Origin of the sequence: Legionella quateirensis (assembly GCF_001467955.1) — a bacterium.
GTDB lineage: Bacteria > Pseudomonadota > Gammaproteobacteria > Legionellales > Legionellaceae > Legionella > Legionella quateirensis.
This window is the reverse complement of the sequence record NZ_LNYR01000049.1, coordinates 82,559-96,675: the sequence shown is the minus strand read 5'-3', so window position 1 is coordinate 96,675 and position 14,117 is coordinate 82,559. Positions and strand designations below refer to the sequence as shown.

Genomic DNA, 14,117 nt, shown 5'->3' with positions numbered 1-14,117 from the left:
TTGTGTTTTTAATTGAAATGGCATGAGCAAAATTGATTGTGATCGGATTATGGATAAATAAATTTTATTTTATTTTTCAGGATGAGGATTCTTATTGCTATTACACTGTTCCGCTTCCTTAAGGTCGAGGCTCGGTTTTTGGGTTTTTGAATGATCTTCATGTTTTATGCGTCATCTTACTTAAAAAGAAAAGAGCCCTCCGGAACATGTCGCGGTGGATTGGGAACGAGTTGAATTGTCAATTCACCCTGGTTTTAAGGCTTTTAGAATATGTTCTGCTGTTGAGGTGACTCGTTCGTGTTGTGTTCCTTATTTGGAGGTGGAGGTTTGAGAAAGCAGGGTTGTATTTCCTCATGCTTCAGGGCTACTGATATGAGCTCGGGATTAAGAACGGGTCTTCCCAGCAGGCTCAGTTTTTTAAGACTGTCATTTTCGTTGTTCTCAGAGTAAATTGGTTTGCACTTATATCCAGTCTTTAAATTCTGCTCATCCGAATCAAACACTTTGTATCTGTTCACATTGCGTAGATAGTCTTCTGTTGTAGTTTTATCGTTCAGCTTCTGTTGATTTTCCCTTAAAAATTGAAAAGATTTATTAATTTGTTCATTCATAGTTTTTCTGGATTCTTTTCCGCATAAAGTATCCAGATTGTGAATGTGCGGCAGTTTACTTTGATAAGGGTCATGTCCGTGAACATAGGTCAGGGTATAGCCATTGTGAATTGCGGGTCTTGCTGTATCAGTATCTTTTGCCTGACTCCATCGATTCCAGATAAAATAAATCAATGGGCTGGCGGTGCGTTCATCTTCTGACATATTGGCTTTATCATGGATAGTATTATTATGAATCAATAAGTGGATGGTATTTGTTTCAGCGTAATTTTGGAATTGGGAATTAATCTGAACCAGGGTCCCTGCCAGGGCTTCCTTGGTTGAGTCATCATAGTCTATGCCTAATCGCTTTGCTACCCTGCGAATGCCGTCAAATTGTATAGGGGCATGACTGAACAGGGTGATGCCTTCTTCATTCAAACTGTAATCAATAATGTTCAGGGCAGGATTGTAACTGTGCTTTACTAAACTGGACAGCTCCTCTTTATTGATAAGGTCAAATTCCAGCAGTAATTTAAGGCCCATAAAGGAGGTGATTTGTGTGTCAATGATGTTACCCAGAGGAAGAAATGGGTGTCCATTCAGTAATTGTTCGTATGCGTAAATAAATTCGCAGCCGTGATTCGATAGTAAGATGCGTACTGTACTGTGATTTTTCTGAAGTAATTCTAAAATTCTTAACGTAAAATAATCACAATTTCCGCGATCTGCAACCTCATCACCAATTAACCGTATCTGTGTTTTATTATCTTTTAATTCCAGTGTGGACATGAAAAGATTAAATTGTTCGAGACAAGAGCGGCATTGTTCTTTCTGTTCGAATAACTGGTGTTCCAGGCTTTTTTTAGTAAGCAGGATTGTTTGCAAATGTTCCGTTATTTGCTGTTTTTGGTTTGTTAAATGGGGTATTTTCGACGTGTCATGATGTAGAGCACTTGCTAATTGCCTCTCAATTCTGGCAATTCTTTCTTCGGTGTTCGTTATTTTATGTTGTGTGAAGAGTAAGATGGTCTGCTGTTCCTGGTACGTTTGGATTATGTCGCCAAAACGTTCATATACAGCTACAAATTGTTGATAAGGTTCTTGTATATTGGCTACTTCTTTTTTAAATCCGATTATCTGATGATGAAAGAGAAAGTAAATCAGTTTAATGGGATTGCCATGCAGATCACCCAGGGTGAGAGAGCCCAGGCTGCTCTCGAATTGATTTGGAACACTATAAATATCAACATTTTTATTAATAATACGACAGGTCATGGTTTAATCCATTAAAACACATTCAGGACTTTTGAAAATGCTCAATCCCTTTAATCAGTGTATGAAAATTACAATACAAGGTCCTGATTCTATCTTATCGTAAAGTGAACCTATTAAGCCATTAATAATCCGTTTCAGAATGTTTCTGTAGTTTTGATAAATCTGAAGATCAGCTCAAAGCAGTATCAAGCATATCAGGCTCCTGTGCAGCAAGAGCCTGAATTATTTAATTAGCACCAAAGAATAAGGTTAGTTGGGGGTAGCAGCATCACGTAAAGAAATTTTTTTGATTCGATATGTTGTAACGGTATCAATCATTTTGGCAAATGCCCCATTACCCAGGACATTGGCACTGGTAATGACAGGATCAAACAGGATGTATAATGCGGTAATCAATGACATCATCGCAGAATTAAAGCCAAGATAAGTTTCAAGTATTGGTAACATTACAATAATTCCACCTCCCGGTATTGCCGCCACAGAAAATTTGGCTAAAACAAAGTAAAAGGTAAACAGGAGATAAGTTAGTAAAGAAGGTTCATCCAATCCAAAACTTTTTAAGACCGCATAGGCAAATATGGGTATGGCAAAACAATCTCCCACCAGATGAATATTCACAGTAGCGGGAATAACTGCACCGGACAGTTCTTTATTCTGTGTACTGTTTTCTACGCCAATAATAGTAAGTGGCATACTGGCAGCGCTTGACATGGTGCTAAAACCACTAATAACCGCAGGCAGCATATTTTTGAAATCTTTGAATAATCCGGCAATTCGAAACTGGTTTAAACACAACAAGACAAATCCGATATAAACAAATTGAGCAAGGGCTATCAGGAGAAAAATAGGGGCGTAGTCTTTGATGATTACCGATACAACACCATCGTACTGTAATTTGATAAGAAATCCAGCCACAAACAGGGGTATGAGACAGACAATAAATGACAAGAGAATGTTCATGATTTTGTCAATTTCGCGCACAATCTTCGATGATTTATTGGGCTTTAGTCTGGACAGGATGAAACCAAGAATAATGCCTGCAAACATAGCCTTGTCGTTTGCAATTAATTTGGGGGGTTCAAACATCCATAAAGGAAGCAGCTCCATGGTTTTGGGAGGAACAATCATCGAGAAACCAAGATGGTATATCCCTATGCCAACATAATGACTAACAAAAGTGGACATAAAATTGGAGCAGCAGACAAAAAACAGGATCATGCCAATAATTTTGGTCGCATTACTGGATAAGGTCAGTACTGTTTTTAACAGGAGAGCAAAGATAATAAACGGCAGAGCAAGAACAATGATGGATTTAATGCTTAGGCTTATTGAGTATAAAACTTGTTTTAGCTCGTAAGGCATGATGGGAGCAAAGCATACAATAGCCAGGATAATGGCTAATAAAATAAATGGCATTTTACGAAACATAACACTTCCTCGGAGAGGTTAAATAAAAAAGTACTGGAATGATGCGTATAGAAGATGAGTACCGGACTAGCCGGTGGTATTTGTGGTGTGAATTGTTGTGAACTGTCGTATTAATATCATTTAGGTAAAGCCATAAAGTAATAGGGAATTAATCCCATACAGGACACACTAACATATGTGTTTTTTTTAATCAATACGTAAAAGTGAACTCTTTACTCTTAATTGTACCTTGATAGTTCAATCAAACCTGCAGATTTTTTAATCTGTACTATTATTTAAAGATGTTTTACACGCGCGACTTTATTCATTGGTTTAGATCGTCACATGAGCTTATCTTTACGAGTATTTGCGAGGCAACACAGGGTGATGTTTCGTCTGAAGTTAATAATGGAATGTTTCGACTCGCTCGGGGATATGTTGTTACAGTTATTGTTAAAAATGGTATTAGTCCAGACATAGGTATTTCGCGATGATCATGATCAGAAAAGCTAAAGACAGAGGGATAACTCATACTCACTGGCTTAATAGTTTACATACCTTTTCATTTGCAGACTATTATGATCCCGAGTTTATGGGATTCAGTCAGTTGAGAGTGATCAATGAAGATACCGTTCAGCCAGGAATGGGCTTTGGGCGTCATTCGCATCGAAATATGGAAATAATTTCTTATGTCATCGAGGGCGAGTTAGAGCATAAGGACAGTATTGGAAACGGTTCCATTATTCGTAAAGGTGAAATTCAGTTGATGTCTGCAGGGTTTGGTATAGCACACAGTGAATTTAATCATTCTTCTACGGCTCCGGTGCATTTTCTTCAAATATGGATTACTCCTGATGTAAATAACCTCGAACCAGTTTATCAACAAAAACCCATCATCAAAAAAGACAATCAATTAATCCTGGTTGCTTCTGGAACAGCAGGTAACGGAGTTATTAAAATTCATCAGGATGTCACTCTATTTGTAGCCTATCTTGATGAGAATCAAGTACTGGATTATGAATTGGGGATGAATCGATGTGGTTGGTTACAGCTTATAAAAGGTTCAATTGAATTAAATGGACATCATTTGACCTCAGGTGATGGAGTCGCAATGACTCAAGAACCTATCCAGATTAAATCAAACACTCTATCCGAGTTTTTATTGTTTGATTTGCCTTGATTACTTATAAAGGAGTACATTTTATGGATAAGAAACTGGAACTATTAACACCAAAAAATTCTGTTTTGTTATTGATTGATTACCAACCTCAAATGGTTTTTGGCGTTGTGAATTGTGATCGTCAGAGTTTAAAAAATAATGCTGTAGCGCTTGCAAAATCAGCCAGACTATTTGACGTTCCCACCATTATTACTTCTGTTGAGACCGAGAGTTTTAGTGGTTATGTACTACCTGAACTATTAGATGTGTTTCCTCAGAATGATCTTATCGAACGAACCAGCATGAATTCATGGGATTCGGAACAAGTACGAAACAGCATCAATAGTACCCAAAGGAAAAAACTAATTTTAGCCGGTTTATGGACCGAAGTGTGTATCAACATGTGTGCCTTTTCAGCAATGCAGGACGGTTTTGAAACCTATGTGGTAGAGGATGCCTGTGGGGGTACCAGTGAAACAGCTCACAGAGCGTCGATGAATCGGATGATACAGGCTGGAATTGTACCTTTGACCTGGCAACAGTTATTACTCGAATGGCAACGAGACTGGGCTCAAAAATCGACTTACAATGGAACCATGGATATAGTCAGAGAGCATAGTGGCGCTTATGGAATTGGAGTCGATTATGCATACACTATGGTCCATAAGCAAAAACCAAGAGCCAAATGGGAAGGCAAAGTGGTTAAATAATTAAATCAGGTGAGGCGCTATTATGGACAGTATTTTCTTTAATGGTTTGTTTCAAGGTCCTGGTATTGGTCATCTGAAGACAACCGCTGTTGCAGTTAAAAATCAGCGTTTTGTTCAATTTGGTTCAGATTCTGAAATTATGAAATTAAAAACGTCTTCAACCCAAATGATCGATTTACAGAAGAAAACAGTAATTCCTGGACTAAATGATTCACATATTCATCTTATTCGTGGTGGTCTTAATTTTAATATGGAATTACGATGGGATGGAATTAACTGTCTTGCTGACGCCTTATCTATGTTAAAAGAACAGGCTCAACGGACTCCCGTGCCGCAATGGGTTCGTGTGGTTGGAGGGTGGACTGAATTTCAATTTAAAGAAAAGCGGATGCCTACCTTGGATGAAATAAATGCAGTTTCCAAAGATACTCCAGTCTTTGTATTGCATTTATATGATAGAGCACTGCTTAACAAAGCAGCATTATCTGCAATTGGTTATGATAAACATACTAAAGAACTACCGGGAACTTTCATACAAAGGGATAAATCTGGAAATCCAACGGGTATGCTCATTGCTAATCCTAATGCAATTATTCTTTATTCAACCTTGGCTCAAGGCCCCAAACTGGCTCACGCAGATCAGGTTAATTCCACCCTATATTTCATGCGCGAATTGAATCGATTGGGAATAACCAGCGTTGTTGATGCTGGAGGAGGCTTCCAAAATTATCCTGAGGATTATGCGATTATTGATCAATTGAATCAGGAACATCGGCTAACAGTTCGAATTGCCTATAATTTATTTACCCAAAGACCCGGTAGGGAACTGGAAGATTTTTCACTATGGACCAAAACAACACAGTACCAACAGGGCAATGAATATTATCATCATAATGGTGCAGGGGAGATGCTGGTTTTTTCTGCCGCTGATTTCGAGGATTTTTTACAACCGCGACCAAACTTGGCTGCAACTATGGAGGAGCAATTAAAACCGGTGGTGAGATTGTTAGCTGAAAATGAATGGCCTTTTCGGTTACATGCCACTTATGATGAGTCGATTGTACGAGCATTAACTGTTTATGAGGAAATAAATAAAGAAATCCCAATCAATAAATTAAATTGGTTTTTTGATCATGCTGAAACTATTTCTGATACATCGATAGAACGAGTTAAAAATCTCGGGGGTGGAATTGCCATACAAAATCGAATGGCATTTCAAGGCGAGTATTTTTTACATCGATATGGGAGCGAAATGACATCGCGCTCTCCACCAATAAAAAAAATCCTTGATGCAGAAATACCCGTAGGTATGGGTACTGATGCCACAAGGGTATCCAGTTATAATCCCTGGCTTTGTCTTTATTGGTTAACAACGGGTAAGACTGTTGGAGGAACTTCTCTTTATCAGGAGGATAATATACTTTCCAGAGAAAAAGCCTTGGAGCTTTATACGAGAGGGAGCGCGTGGTTTTCAAATGAATCCACAATCAAAGGTTCCTTTTTACCCAATCAATTAGCTGATTTTGCAGTATTATCCAAGGATTTTTTCACCATCCCGGATGAAGAAATCAAGGATATTTATTCACTAATGACTGTTGTTGGAGGCAAAGTTGTCCATGCGGGTGAGCAGTTCTCAAACTACAATCCTTCTCTGCCGCCTGTTACCCCTGACTGGTCACCAATAAAGCATTTTGGAACCTATGGTGCGAATCGAACATTGGCTCATAGAGCCAATCACTCGCAGCATTTATGCAGGAAATTGCCGCATCAACATCATCATGACGGACTTTGGCAATGGGGTTCGCACTGTTTCTGTTGGGCATTTTGATTGCCCAACATCTCCAGACCTAATTGTTTTTATGACCCGTAAAGCATATTTTGAATGGCAATGGCAGCACCAGCTACAGCAACAGCTTGTATGGTCATTTTACTGGGCATATATTGTTTAAAAAATCCGTGATTGGAGTTCATATTTGTTGATTGACTCACAGATTCTTTTTCAGGCTCAGAGGTTAGTATTTTTTCAGGCTCAGAGGTTAGTATTTTCTCAGGTTCAGCGGTTAGCCTTTTTTTAGTTTGTAAGGCATCTGTACCTGATTTATCGGCATTAAACTCTCTATTACTGTAGGCGATATCAGTGCTTGAGGGGGCAGGTTCTAATAATTGTTCTAATAATTCTTTTGACTTTAATTCTCTTTGTCTTGATAACTCTTCTTGTTTTAATTGTTCCTGCCTTAATTGTTCTTGTTTTAAAGCTTCTTGTTGTGCTTTTTCAATTTCAATTTGATGATCAATCTTCTCTTTAATACTACTGGAGGAAGAGTTTAGTTGTACTAATTCTAATGTTAACTCTCCAAGATAAGAATCTGAGGTTTTGCCAGAGGGTGTATCCTGATTTAGCAATGCCTCTTTTTCACTTAAATTCTGTTCTGCAGTTTTAATATTCTTAAGCAATGGAACTTCTACAGCCCAGGAAATTAACCAATAAAAGAATTTGGCAATGAACCCTGTATTTTGCCATTCTTGATTTACTTTAAGATGATATTGTTTGGCGTGATCTAACTGATTTATTTTGGTTGAGAATAATTGAATTTTAAGCTCTAATTGTTCTTTTTGCTTGTTCAGATCTTCAAGAGACATTTGAAGATTGGTCAGATCATCAAGTTCTTCTGATGTGTTCTTTTTTTCTACAAGTGGTGAGGCGACTAGGGGAAGAACTTCTGGCTCGCCCTTTAACGCCTCGGGGGATACTCGGACTTGAGGCAGATCTTGCGGGACTTCTGAAGTGTTCCTTGCTTCCTCTAGGGATAATCCTGCACGAGTCAGATCCTGTTGCCCATTTGATGAGGGCTCCAGATCTTCAACTGACCTTTGGAGTTCGATAACTTCAACTGGCTCATCAGAACTTTTTAGGTCCATTTGCTCTGGTTTCACCGGATGAAAAGTACTTACTAATCGTGCAATATAATCTTTAGCTGTATCTTTATTTTTATTGAGAAGTTGAGCTTCATCAAGTTCAATATTCTGACTTTGACAGTAGTTTTTTATCTCGCCAAGCATCGCAAGTGCTTGATTGGCAGTAGGTTTCTTTTTGTCGTTAACCGCGCTAATGACGAAACTTTTCATAAAATAAATTGATCCATCATAACTAACTTCTGCATAATTGGATAAATGTTGAAAATACAGGATTGCAAAAATCAAACTATTGGGATTGGTTATTTTCGGTAAACTGAATTTATATACTTTATCTGGAGCCTGATAGCTCACTTCATGATTAAAATCTTTGGCTACAGTATGCAGTCTGTTTACTACGCTTTTTATTTCAGTTATGCCTAATTTTTCTATTGTTAAACCAATACTAATCATTTTTTTAGCGGTAGCAATTTGTCTGGAGTATTCTTCTTCTCCAGTTGAATCTGCTGGAAGGTTATCAATATAATCCTTATATTGTTGCCAATAGGTAGTCATCGAAATCATGTCGTTCCCTTGTTTGAAAAAAATTCTTCCAAATATACTCTAATTGTCTGAAAAAATCTACTATTTGATTAAAAATTGATTAATAGTTGCATAGAAATTGATTAAGTTCAGCGTATTTGAGATCTTAGTCTGTGTTTATTGTGGTAGTAATTGATTCAGTCTGGATTTAACTTGTTCCACCCGTTGAATGAGGATTGTAATTTTTTCTGCCGTTTCTCGCGCTCCTTTTTTCCCTATAAAGAAGAAATGATTGCCATGAATACTTAAGGTGAGCTGACCGTATAAACTGTTTATCAAGTCTGTTATGGCTTGCCATCGTTGAGGTGACATATCATCTGGAATTTTGCCTTTTAAGTATCGTGCATAAATCATTTCACTGCGAAGTAAATACCAGCTGGCAGGATCAATCAGGCTAATCTTGGCGGTACCCGGATCAGTATCGACTAATAAAGCAATCCATGGGGTCGTGCTAAAATCCAAAACCGCAGCATCTTTCAATGTTGCATCCGTATTGCTGATAATTTTATTGCCCTGATGCCAATAACCTTCAGCGCTTAAGGCGGCTGGAATGTCTCCGACAAACTCCTCTTCATAAACTTTTTTAGGGATGATGATTTCGCCTTGATCGTGTTCCTGAGCCTGTACTAATTGATAAAACAGTGGGATAACCGGTTTTCGGTCTGCCAATCCTTGTTTTGATATGATGTTGGTATCGTATTGCCCCTTTTGCATAATGAATGGTAGCGGCGGCATCGATGCGAGACCGATAAATAATTGCACCTCCAGACCTTTTTGATGCGCTGATTGGGTGAGTCGATTTTCGATACTTCCTCCCATGCTCCAACCCAGGATAATGAATTTCTTGTTTAATCGATGCTCAGTGATGGTCTGGGCAATAACAGTGGCTGCCTGTTCGCCCCAATCCTGAATAGTAAAATCAGGATAAACCTGACTGTATACAGCGTTTTTTAATGGATAGGATAGAGCTAAAAAGGGGTAACCCTCCTTTTTTAACCAATAGGCCAGAAAATGTTCTGGTTTCCCTGCTGGATATCCATAGGCGATCCTGGCCAGATGAGAATCACCAGGAATAAAAACCAATAAAGGTTTATTGCTGTCTCCCGGACTAAAGTAAACCAGCGATTCTACACCATTAACTTTGATTATTTTTTCGCCAGGAAATAAGCTGTTTTGACTAAAGCTGCATACGGACCAGCAAATGAGAATGATGGTTAATAGTTGATTCATAGCAGCTCATTTTGATTTTATTGATATAATTGTAGTAAAGCAGTACTTTTTTCGCCAATTGGCCTATGCGCTTGAAAGTTAATGTGTTCTATTCCGTACAAATAACTTTCAACTCCTGTGTCTGGGTTATTGGGTTATAAACCATAGTAGGCGGACAGGCTGTTTTCATCGGAGCAATTCCTGGCGCAGCTGCCGGACATAGCCCAGGACATGGATTATCGAGATCATACGAGCTTTCGCAAATAGTCAGGTCGGCAAAATTGCAATTGCATTTGCAGGACGCCTGTAGTTGAAAGGGTAGCAAGCATATTAATATCATAATGAACGTTTTCATCTCGAAATCCTTTTGCGAATGGTTAGTTGTACAGGTGCTATATCGGATTAAATATTTACCTGATTGGTTAATATTGTAGCACAAGTAAGGGTGTCTGAATGATTCAGTAATTTAAATAACTAGTCTGCTTCCTCATGGCCGCTGCTCGGTTGCATACTGCTCTTGATATTAATTCTTTATTAGTTTAATTTAATTCATCTAAACTCATGCAAAGGAATGATTGTTCTAATGTTAATTCAAAAACTGTTAAGAGCTTTAAACAGTCGAAGCGTCGTTCTTCTTACCGGAGCTTATCTGACTTATGGAATCAGTACTTCATTTGCAGGTTTATCTACCCCGGTTAAATCATGGCATCCTGTCTTTAGTTTGGGTGCGGGAAGTTCTTCAGCAAAACCGGGCGATGCTCAGGAGTTCCCAATTGTAAATCAAATCACAGATGAATTTTACTATTATTCAGGAACACAAAAAACTCAAACCTCAGGATTATTGGATATCCTTCTGAATGCCGAGTGGAATTTTAATACAGACTGGATGATACAGGCTGGTCTTGACTACAATCGTACACAGCCATTTTTAGCTAATGGCATTTTGCTACAAGGTGCGGACGCACAGTCAGCGGATACTTATTTATATACCTACAAGGTGCTGACCAATCAAATTTTATTAAACTCCAAAGTGCTTTATACACTCAAAAATCGTTTTCATCCCTATCTGTTTGGAGGATTGGGTGCTGCATTTAATAAAGCATATAAATACTCGGTGAATATACCAAGGAACATCACCTTTTCACGTAATTACTATGATAATACCACTACTGATTTCAGTTATGCAGTAGGGGCTGGTGTTGATGTTGATCTCACTTCAGCCATGCGTGTTGGAATCGGATACCGATATACTGATTTGGGTACAATGCAGCTGGGCAACGCTCTTATTGATACAACAGTTGTCCCTGGTACCCTGACTCAGAAAAATCTTCATGCGAATCAATTTTTGGTTCAACTGAGCTGGCTTTTTAATTGAACGATTAGAAGCCTATAAACTTATTTACTTTCTACTTGTCTTTGGATTTTACTGATTCAGGGTCGAAATCCCAAGGAACTCTCTACACTCTCATTAAAAACTGTGGGTGGTGATAACAGTCCGTTACTCAGTAAACTGTGTATAGGCCATTGTAATTGCTGATGCTCTGTTATCTTTCTGTTGCATGAACTGAGTACGAGCTGTCCTTTCTCATTAAAAATGACAAAATTAGTATCATCGGGTAGATTTTTTATTGCTTCTTCGGATAATGAAGCCGTTCTGGGATTGGAAATGATACCTGCATATAGGGAGTCCATCCGACTCTCTATAGGTTCATCATGCAGCATGTCGAAATAGTTTTGTGCGCACTGAGCCAAAGAGGCTGCACTGCCGGCCAGTGTTCTTACCTCGCCTTTTTGTCCAGAGGGCAGGGTTCCCATTTTCATTTTGAAATGACCTTCCTTATCTGCCAGATAAAAACTATTGTTTTCTTTACGGATATCAAGAGATCCCAACGTGTACATTCCGTCTTTACAACCTGTAGGACCTAAGGCATCGGTTACAAGCATAATTTTGTTTCTCACTGAGTGATGTATCAGAGTACCAAACGAAGCGGAGAGATGAGCTCCATCCAGAATCAGTTCAACACCTGAAGGACATCGATCCGGATTTTCAAGTACCCATTGCACTACATTACTCGTTGTATCATTTAAAGAAAGATCCCGAGTTTCCCGGCTGCAGGATTCTTGGCATGCATTTCCTAAATGCGTAAAACCCGCTGCTCCAGCAGAAATTGCACGATCAATAGCTTCTTTATCTTCTGGATTGGTATGACCGATAAATACTTTGACAAATATATCTTCTTGTTCAAGAGTTTTAGTTTGCTTGATAAACTCTTCAGCACCAACCAAATCAGGAGCTATAGTAATTTTCCAGTGTTTAATATCCGGGGCTACATCAATAATCTCTCTGAACTTCTCCATGTTGATTTCGGATTGCAATGCTTCTTCACTATGAGCGCCTTTACAACTTTTGGAGATAAAAGGGCCTTCCAGATGTACACCAATCAGAGTGGAGTAACCGGGGGTGGGATTGCGGTTTTGTTTTTTCATAAACTCATTGATGATCATCAGAGAGCTTTTTAATGATTCCACTGGCATGGATACCAGGGTAGGTACAACATAGGATAATCCGGTTTTCCCCAATTGTTTAACTATTACTTCCAACTCGTTCTCGCCATCTTCCTCACTGAGATTGGCAAAATCAAATCCACCTTGACCATGAATATGAGCATCAGTCATTCCGGGCATTAGGAAAAAAGTACCTTTACTATCAATGATTTTTATTTCTTGTTGTTCAATAGAGGATAAATCATCTTCTGTATTATAGAGTACTCTGGAACCATCTTCTGTTAACTCAACATGTTTAAGTTGTTTCAGTCCCTGATCGTCGTAAACATATATATTTTTAATTAACATTTAATCCTCTCATCAAGATAGGTTCCCTGGAAACGACGAGGAAGTATAAATGAGTTAAATGTGTTAAGTCTATTTCAAATTTAGTGCTTCGCAAACAATAGAGAATATAGAGGCCTTCCTGCCAAATCATATCCTGATTACTTTTTTCAGGAAACAAACGAGAGTGAAAGGCTGCTATCATGCTCTGTCTTGTCAACAGACCGGACCTGTTGAAAGAAATTGGGTTTAAACGGACTTAATGCTTCAATAGCTGTTCCAACAAATTGTCCCATGACATCCATATCCGCAAATCGATGCAGCGTGGTTCCATTTTGACTGGTACCAATCAATACTTTATTAATGTAACTAAAACAGTCATTATCACCTGCTTTCATTTTTGTGATGATATAACCTGGTGTGGGGGCATTTGTTTCCTGAAGTTTTCTGTGATATGCCAACATTTCAATAAGTTGTTTACCCATCACTGTTCGTGTTTCACTTTGAGCAGGCTCTTCACTCGTGTCTGCGGGTTCAGGCGAAAGCTCGATTAAATATTCTGAATTTTTAATGGTTATTTTGATATAAGCATGATGCCCAACACACCCGTGCAGCAAGGAGACACCAATAAAACTTGCCATAAAGGTGTTGATTTTATAACTTACTTCCTGTTCCATGAATTCATTATAGTCTTCATCGGTATCGAACAGCGTTTTAATTTCTGCTTCTACTTCATTCTGATAAAAAGAAAAGGGCTGTATTTTATTCGCAGCAAAGAGTGCAGGTGAATGTTCTTTCTGGACGTGTTCCAAACACTCATCCAGGCCATCCAGACCAAATTTGAATTGTCGTATCAGACTGTCTTTAAATATTTTTTTTGGTGTTCTAAAACCAAAGGCACCCGCTATGATGTTTCCTGCAAATGCACCAGCGAGCATACCGATAACAGGTCTGTAATTCCATAGTCCCCTGGCTAAACCTATCAGCGCCCCTGCAAAGCCACCAATAATGCCGAGAACAACACCAGCAAATACTCCGATTATATGAAGTACAACAATTTTAGCTTGAGCGGGAAAAGTATGCGTACCTGCAATGTGTTGCAGCTGGTCCAAATGATTACTGATGGTAGTCAATAATTCATTAGTTTCAGATTCGCTTTGACTGTCTGCACGATTTAAGTTGTTTCGTTCATGTAACTGATGTAACACGTCTACAAGTGATATCAGTTCAGCTAAAAACAATCGGGTTAATTCTCTGTTTGTACCTTTAATTGTTTCTAATAAAATATACAGATAGTATTTAATTTCGCTGGCCGGTAGATCAAGGATACGTTTCCTTGTCTCATTAGTTGTCGTCAGAAAATTAAGTTCAGTTACCATTGCAGTCGTACTCGAAGTCTTATGGATTGTCCTTTATGGCCGTATATTATACATTTAAATA

The 14,117-nt window shown here is 38.5% G+C and carries 10 protein-coding genes; 4 read left to right on the top strand and 6 right to left on the bottom strand.

Annotation, left to right across the window (positions count from 1 at the left end):
* Positions 1 to 263 precede the first annotated feature (263 nt).
* Both wip and Lqua_RS17115 read right to left on the bottom strand, forming a co-directional pair.
* Positions 264 to 1,868 (bottom strand): Dot/Icm T4SS effector Wip, encoded by a 1,605-nt coding sequence (gene wip, locus Lqua_RS17120; protein ID WP_238585607.1) that lies wholly within the window; start codon positions 1,866 to 1,868, stop codon positions 264 to 266.
* Between the two features lie 249 nt (positions 1,869 to 2,117).
* Complete coding sequence (locus Lqua_RS17115) at positions 2,118 to 3,296, bottom strand: cation:dicarboxylate symporter family transporter (protein ID WP_058475504.1); 1,179 nt, start codon at positions 3,294 to 3,296, stop codon at positions 2,118 to 2,120.
* 469 nt (positions 3,297 to 3,765) lie between these two features.
* Here Lqua_RS17115 and Lqua_RS17110 point away from each other — a divergent pair, with 469 nt between their 5' ends.
* From Lqua_RS17110 to Lqua_RS17100, 3 genes are read left to right on the top strand one after another with little or no spacing between them, the layout of a single operon-like run.
* Positions 3,766 to 4,455, top strand: a complete 690-nt coding sequence (locus Lqua_RS17110; protein WP_058475503.1) for a pirin family protein — start codon at positions 3,766 to 3,768, stop codon at positions 4,453 to 4,455.
* Positions 4,456 to 4,478: 23 nt separating this feature from the next.
* A complete protein-coding gene (locus tag Lqua_RS17105) occupies positions 4,479 to 5,144 on the top strand; it encodes a hydrolase (RefSeq protein ID WP_058475502.1) in 666 nt (221 codons plus the stop codon).
* Positions 5,145 to 5,166: 22 nt separating this feature from the next.
* Positions 5,167 to 6,972, top strand: a complete 1,806-nt coding sequence (locus tag Lqua_RS17100; RefSeq protein ID WP_083501384.1) for an amidohydrolase — start codon at positions 5,167 to 5,169, stop codon at positions 6,970 to 6,972.
* A gap of 29 nt (positions 6,973 to 7,001) precedes the next feature.
* On the opposite strand, the gene Lqua_RS17095 is transcribed toward Lqua_RS17100, so the two are convergent.
* Together Lqua_RS17095 and Lqua_RS17090 are read right to left on the bottom strand one after the other, a co-directional pair.
* On the bottom strand, positions 7,002 to 8,621 hold the full coding sequence (locus tag Lqua_RS17095; RefSeq protein WP_058475501.1) for a hypothetical protein: 1,620 nt from the start codon (positions 8,619 to 8,621) through the stop codon (positions 7,002 to 7,004).
* A gap of 135 nt (positions 8,622 to 8,756) precedes the next feature.
* A complete protein-coding gene (locus tag Lqua_RS17090; RefSeq protein WP_058475500.1) occupies positions 8,757 to 9,869 on the bottom strand; it encodes a lipase family protein in 1,113 nt (370 codons plus the stop codon).
* A gap of 562 nt (positions 9,870 to 10,431) precedes the next feature.
* Between Lqua_RS17090 and Lqua_RS17080 the strand changes: the two genes are divergently transcribed.
* On the top strand, positions 10,432 to 11,223 hold the full coding sequence (locus Lqua_RS17080; RefSeq protein ID WP_058475498.1) for an outer membrane protein: 792 nt from the start codon (positions 10,432 to 10,434) through the stop codon (positions 11,221 to 11,223).
* A 56-nt stretch (positions 11,224 to 11,279) separates the two neighbouring features.
* Here Lqua_RS17080 and Lqua_RS17075 read toward each other — a convergent pair whose 3' ends face one another.
* Both Lqua_RS17075 and Lqua_RS17070 read right to left on the bottom strand, forming a co-directional pair.
* Entirely contained in the window at positions 11,280 to 12,701 is a 1,422-nt protein-coding gene (locus tag Lqua_RS17075) for a hypothetical protein (protein ID WP_058475497.1), read from the bottom strand.
* A gap of 146 nt (positions 12,702 to 12,847) precedes the next feature.
* Complete coding sequence (locus tag Lqua_RS17070; RefSeq protein WP_058475496.1) at positions 12,848 to 14,056, bottom strand: glycine zipper 2TM domain-containing protein; 1,209 nt, start codon at positions 14,054 to 14,056, stop codon at positions 12,848 to 12,850.
* Between the last annotated feature and the right edge of the window lie 61 nt (positions 14,057 to 14,117).

What these genes read in the sequence shown, in the direction of transcription:
- wip (WP_238585607.1), bottom strand. Translation starts at nt 1,868, where the DNA reads ATGACCTGTCGTATTATTAATAAAAATGTTGATATTTATAGTGTTCCA.
- Lqua_RS17115 (WP_058475504.1), bottom strand. Translation starts at nt 3,296, where the DNA reads ATGTTTCGTAAAATGCCATTTATTTTATTAGCCATTATCCTGGCTATT.
- Lqua_RS17110 (WP_058475503.1), top strand. Translation starts at nt 3,766, where the DNA reads ATGATCATGATCAGAAAAGCTAAAGACAGAGGGATAACTCATACTCAC.
- Lqua_RS17105 (WP_058475502.1), top strand. Translation starts at nt 4,479, where the DNA reads ATGGATAAGAAACTGGAACTATTAACACCAAAAAATTCTGTTTTGTTA.
- Lqua_RS17100 (WP_083501384.1), top strand. Translation starts at nt 5,167, where the DNA reads ATGGACAGTATTTTCTTTAATGGTTTGTTTCAAGGTCCTGGTATTGGT.
- Lqua_RS17095 (WP_058475501.1), bottom strand. Translation starts at nt 8,621, where the DNA reads ATGATTTCGATGACTACCTATTGGCAACAATATAAGGATTATATTGAT.
- Lqua_RS17090 (WP_058475500.1), bottom strand. Translation starts at nt 9,869, where the DNA reads ATGAATCAACTATTAACCATCATTCTCATTTGCTGGTCCGTATGCAGC.
- Lqua_RS17080 (WP_058475498.1), top strand. Translation starts at nt 10,432, where the DNA reads ATGTTAATTCAAAAACTGTTAAGAGCTTTAAACAGTCGAAGCGTCGTT.
- Lqua_RS17075 (WP_058475497.1), bottom strand. Translation starts at nt 12,701, where the DNA reads ATGTTAATTAAAAATATATATGTTTACGACGATCAGGGACTGAAACAA.
- Lqua_RS17070 (WP_058475496.1), bottom strand. Translation starts at nt 14,056, where the DNA reads ATGGTAACTGAACTTAATTTTCTGACGACAACTAATGAGACAAGGAAA.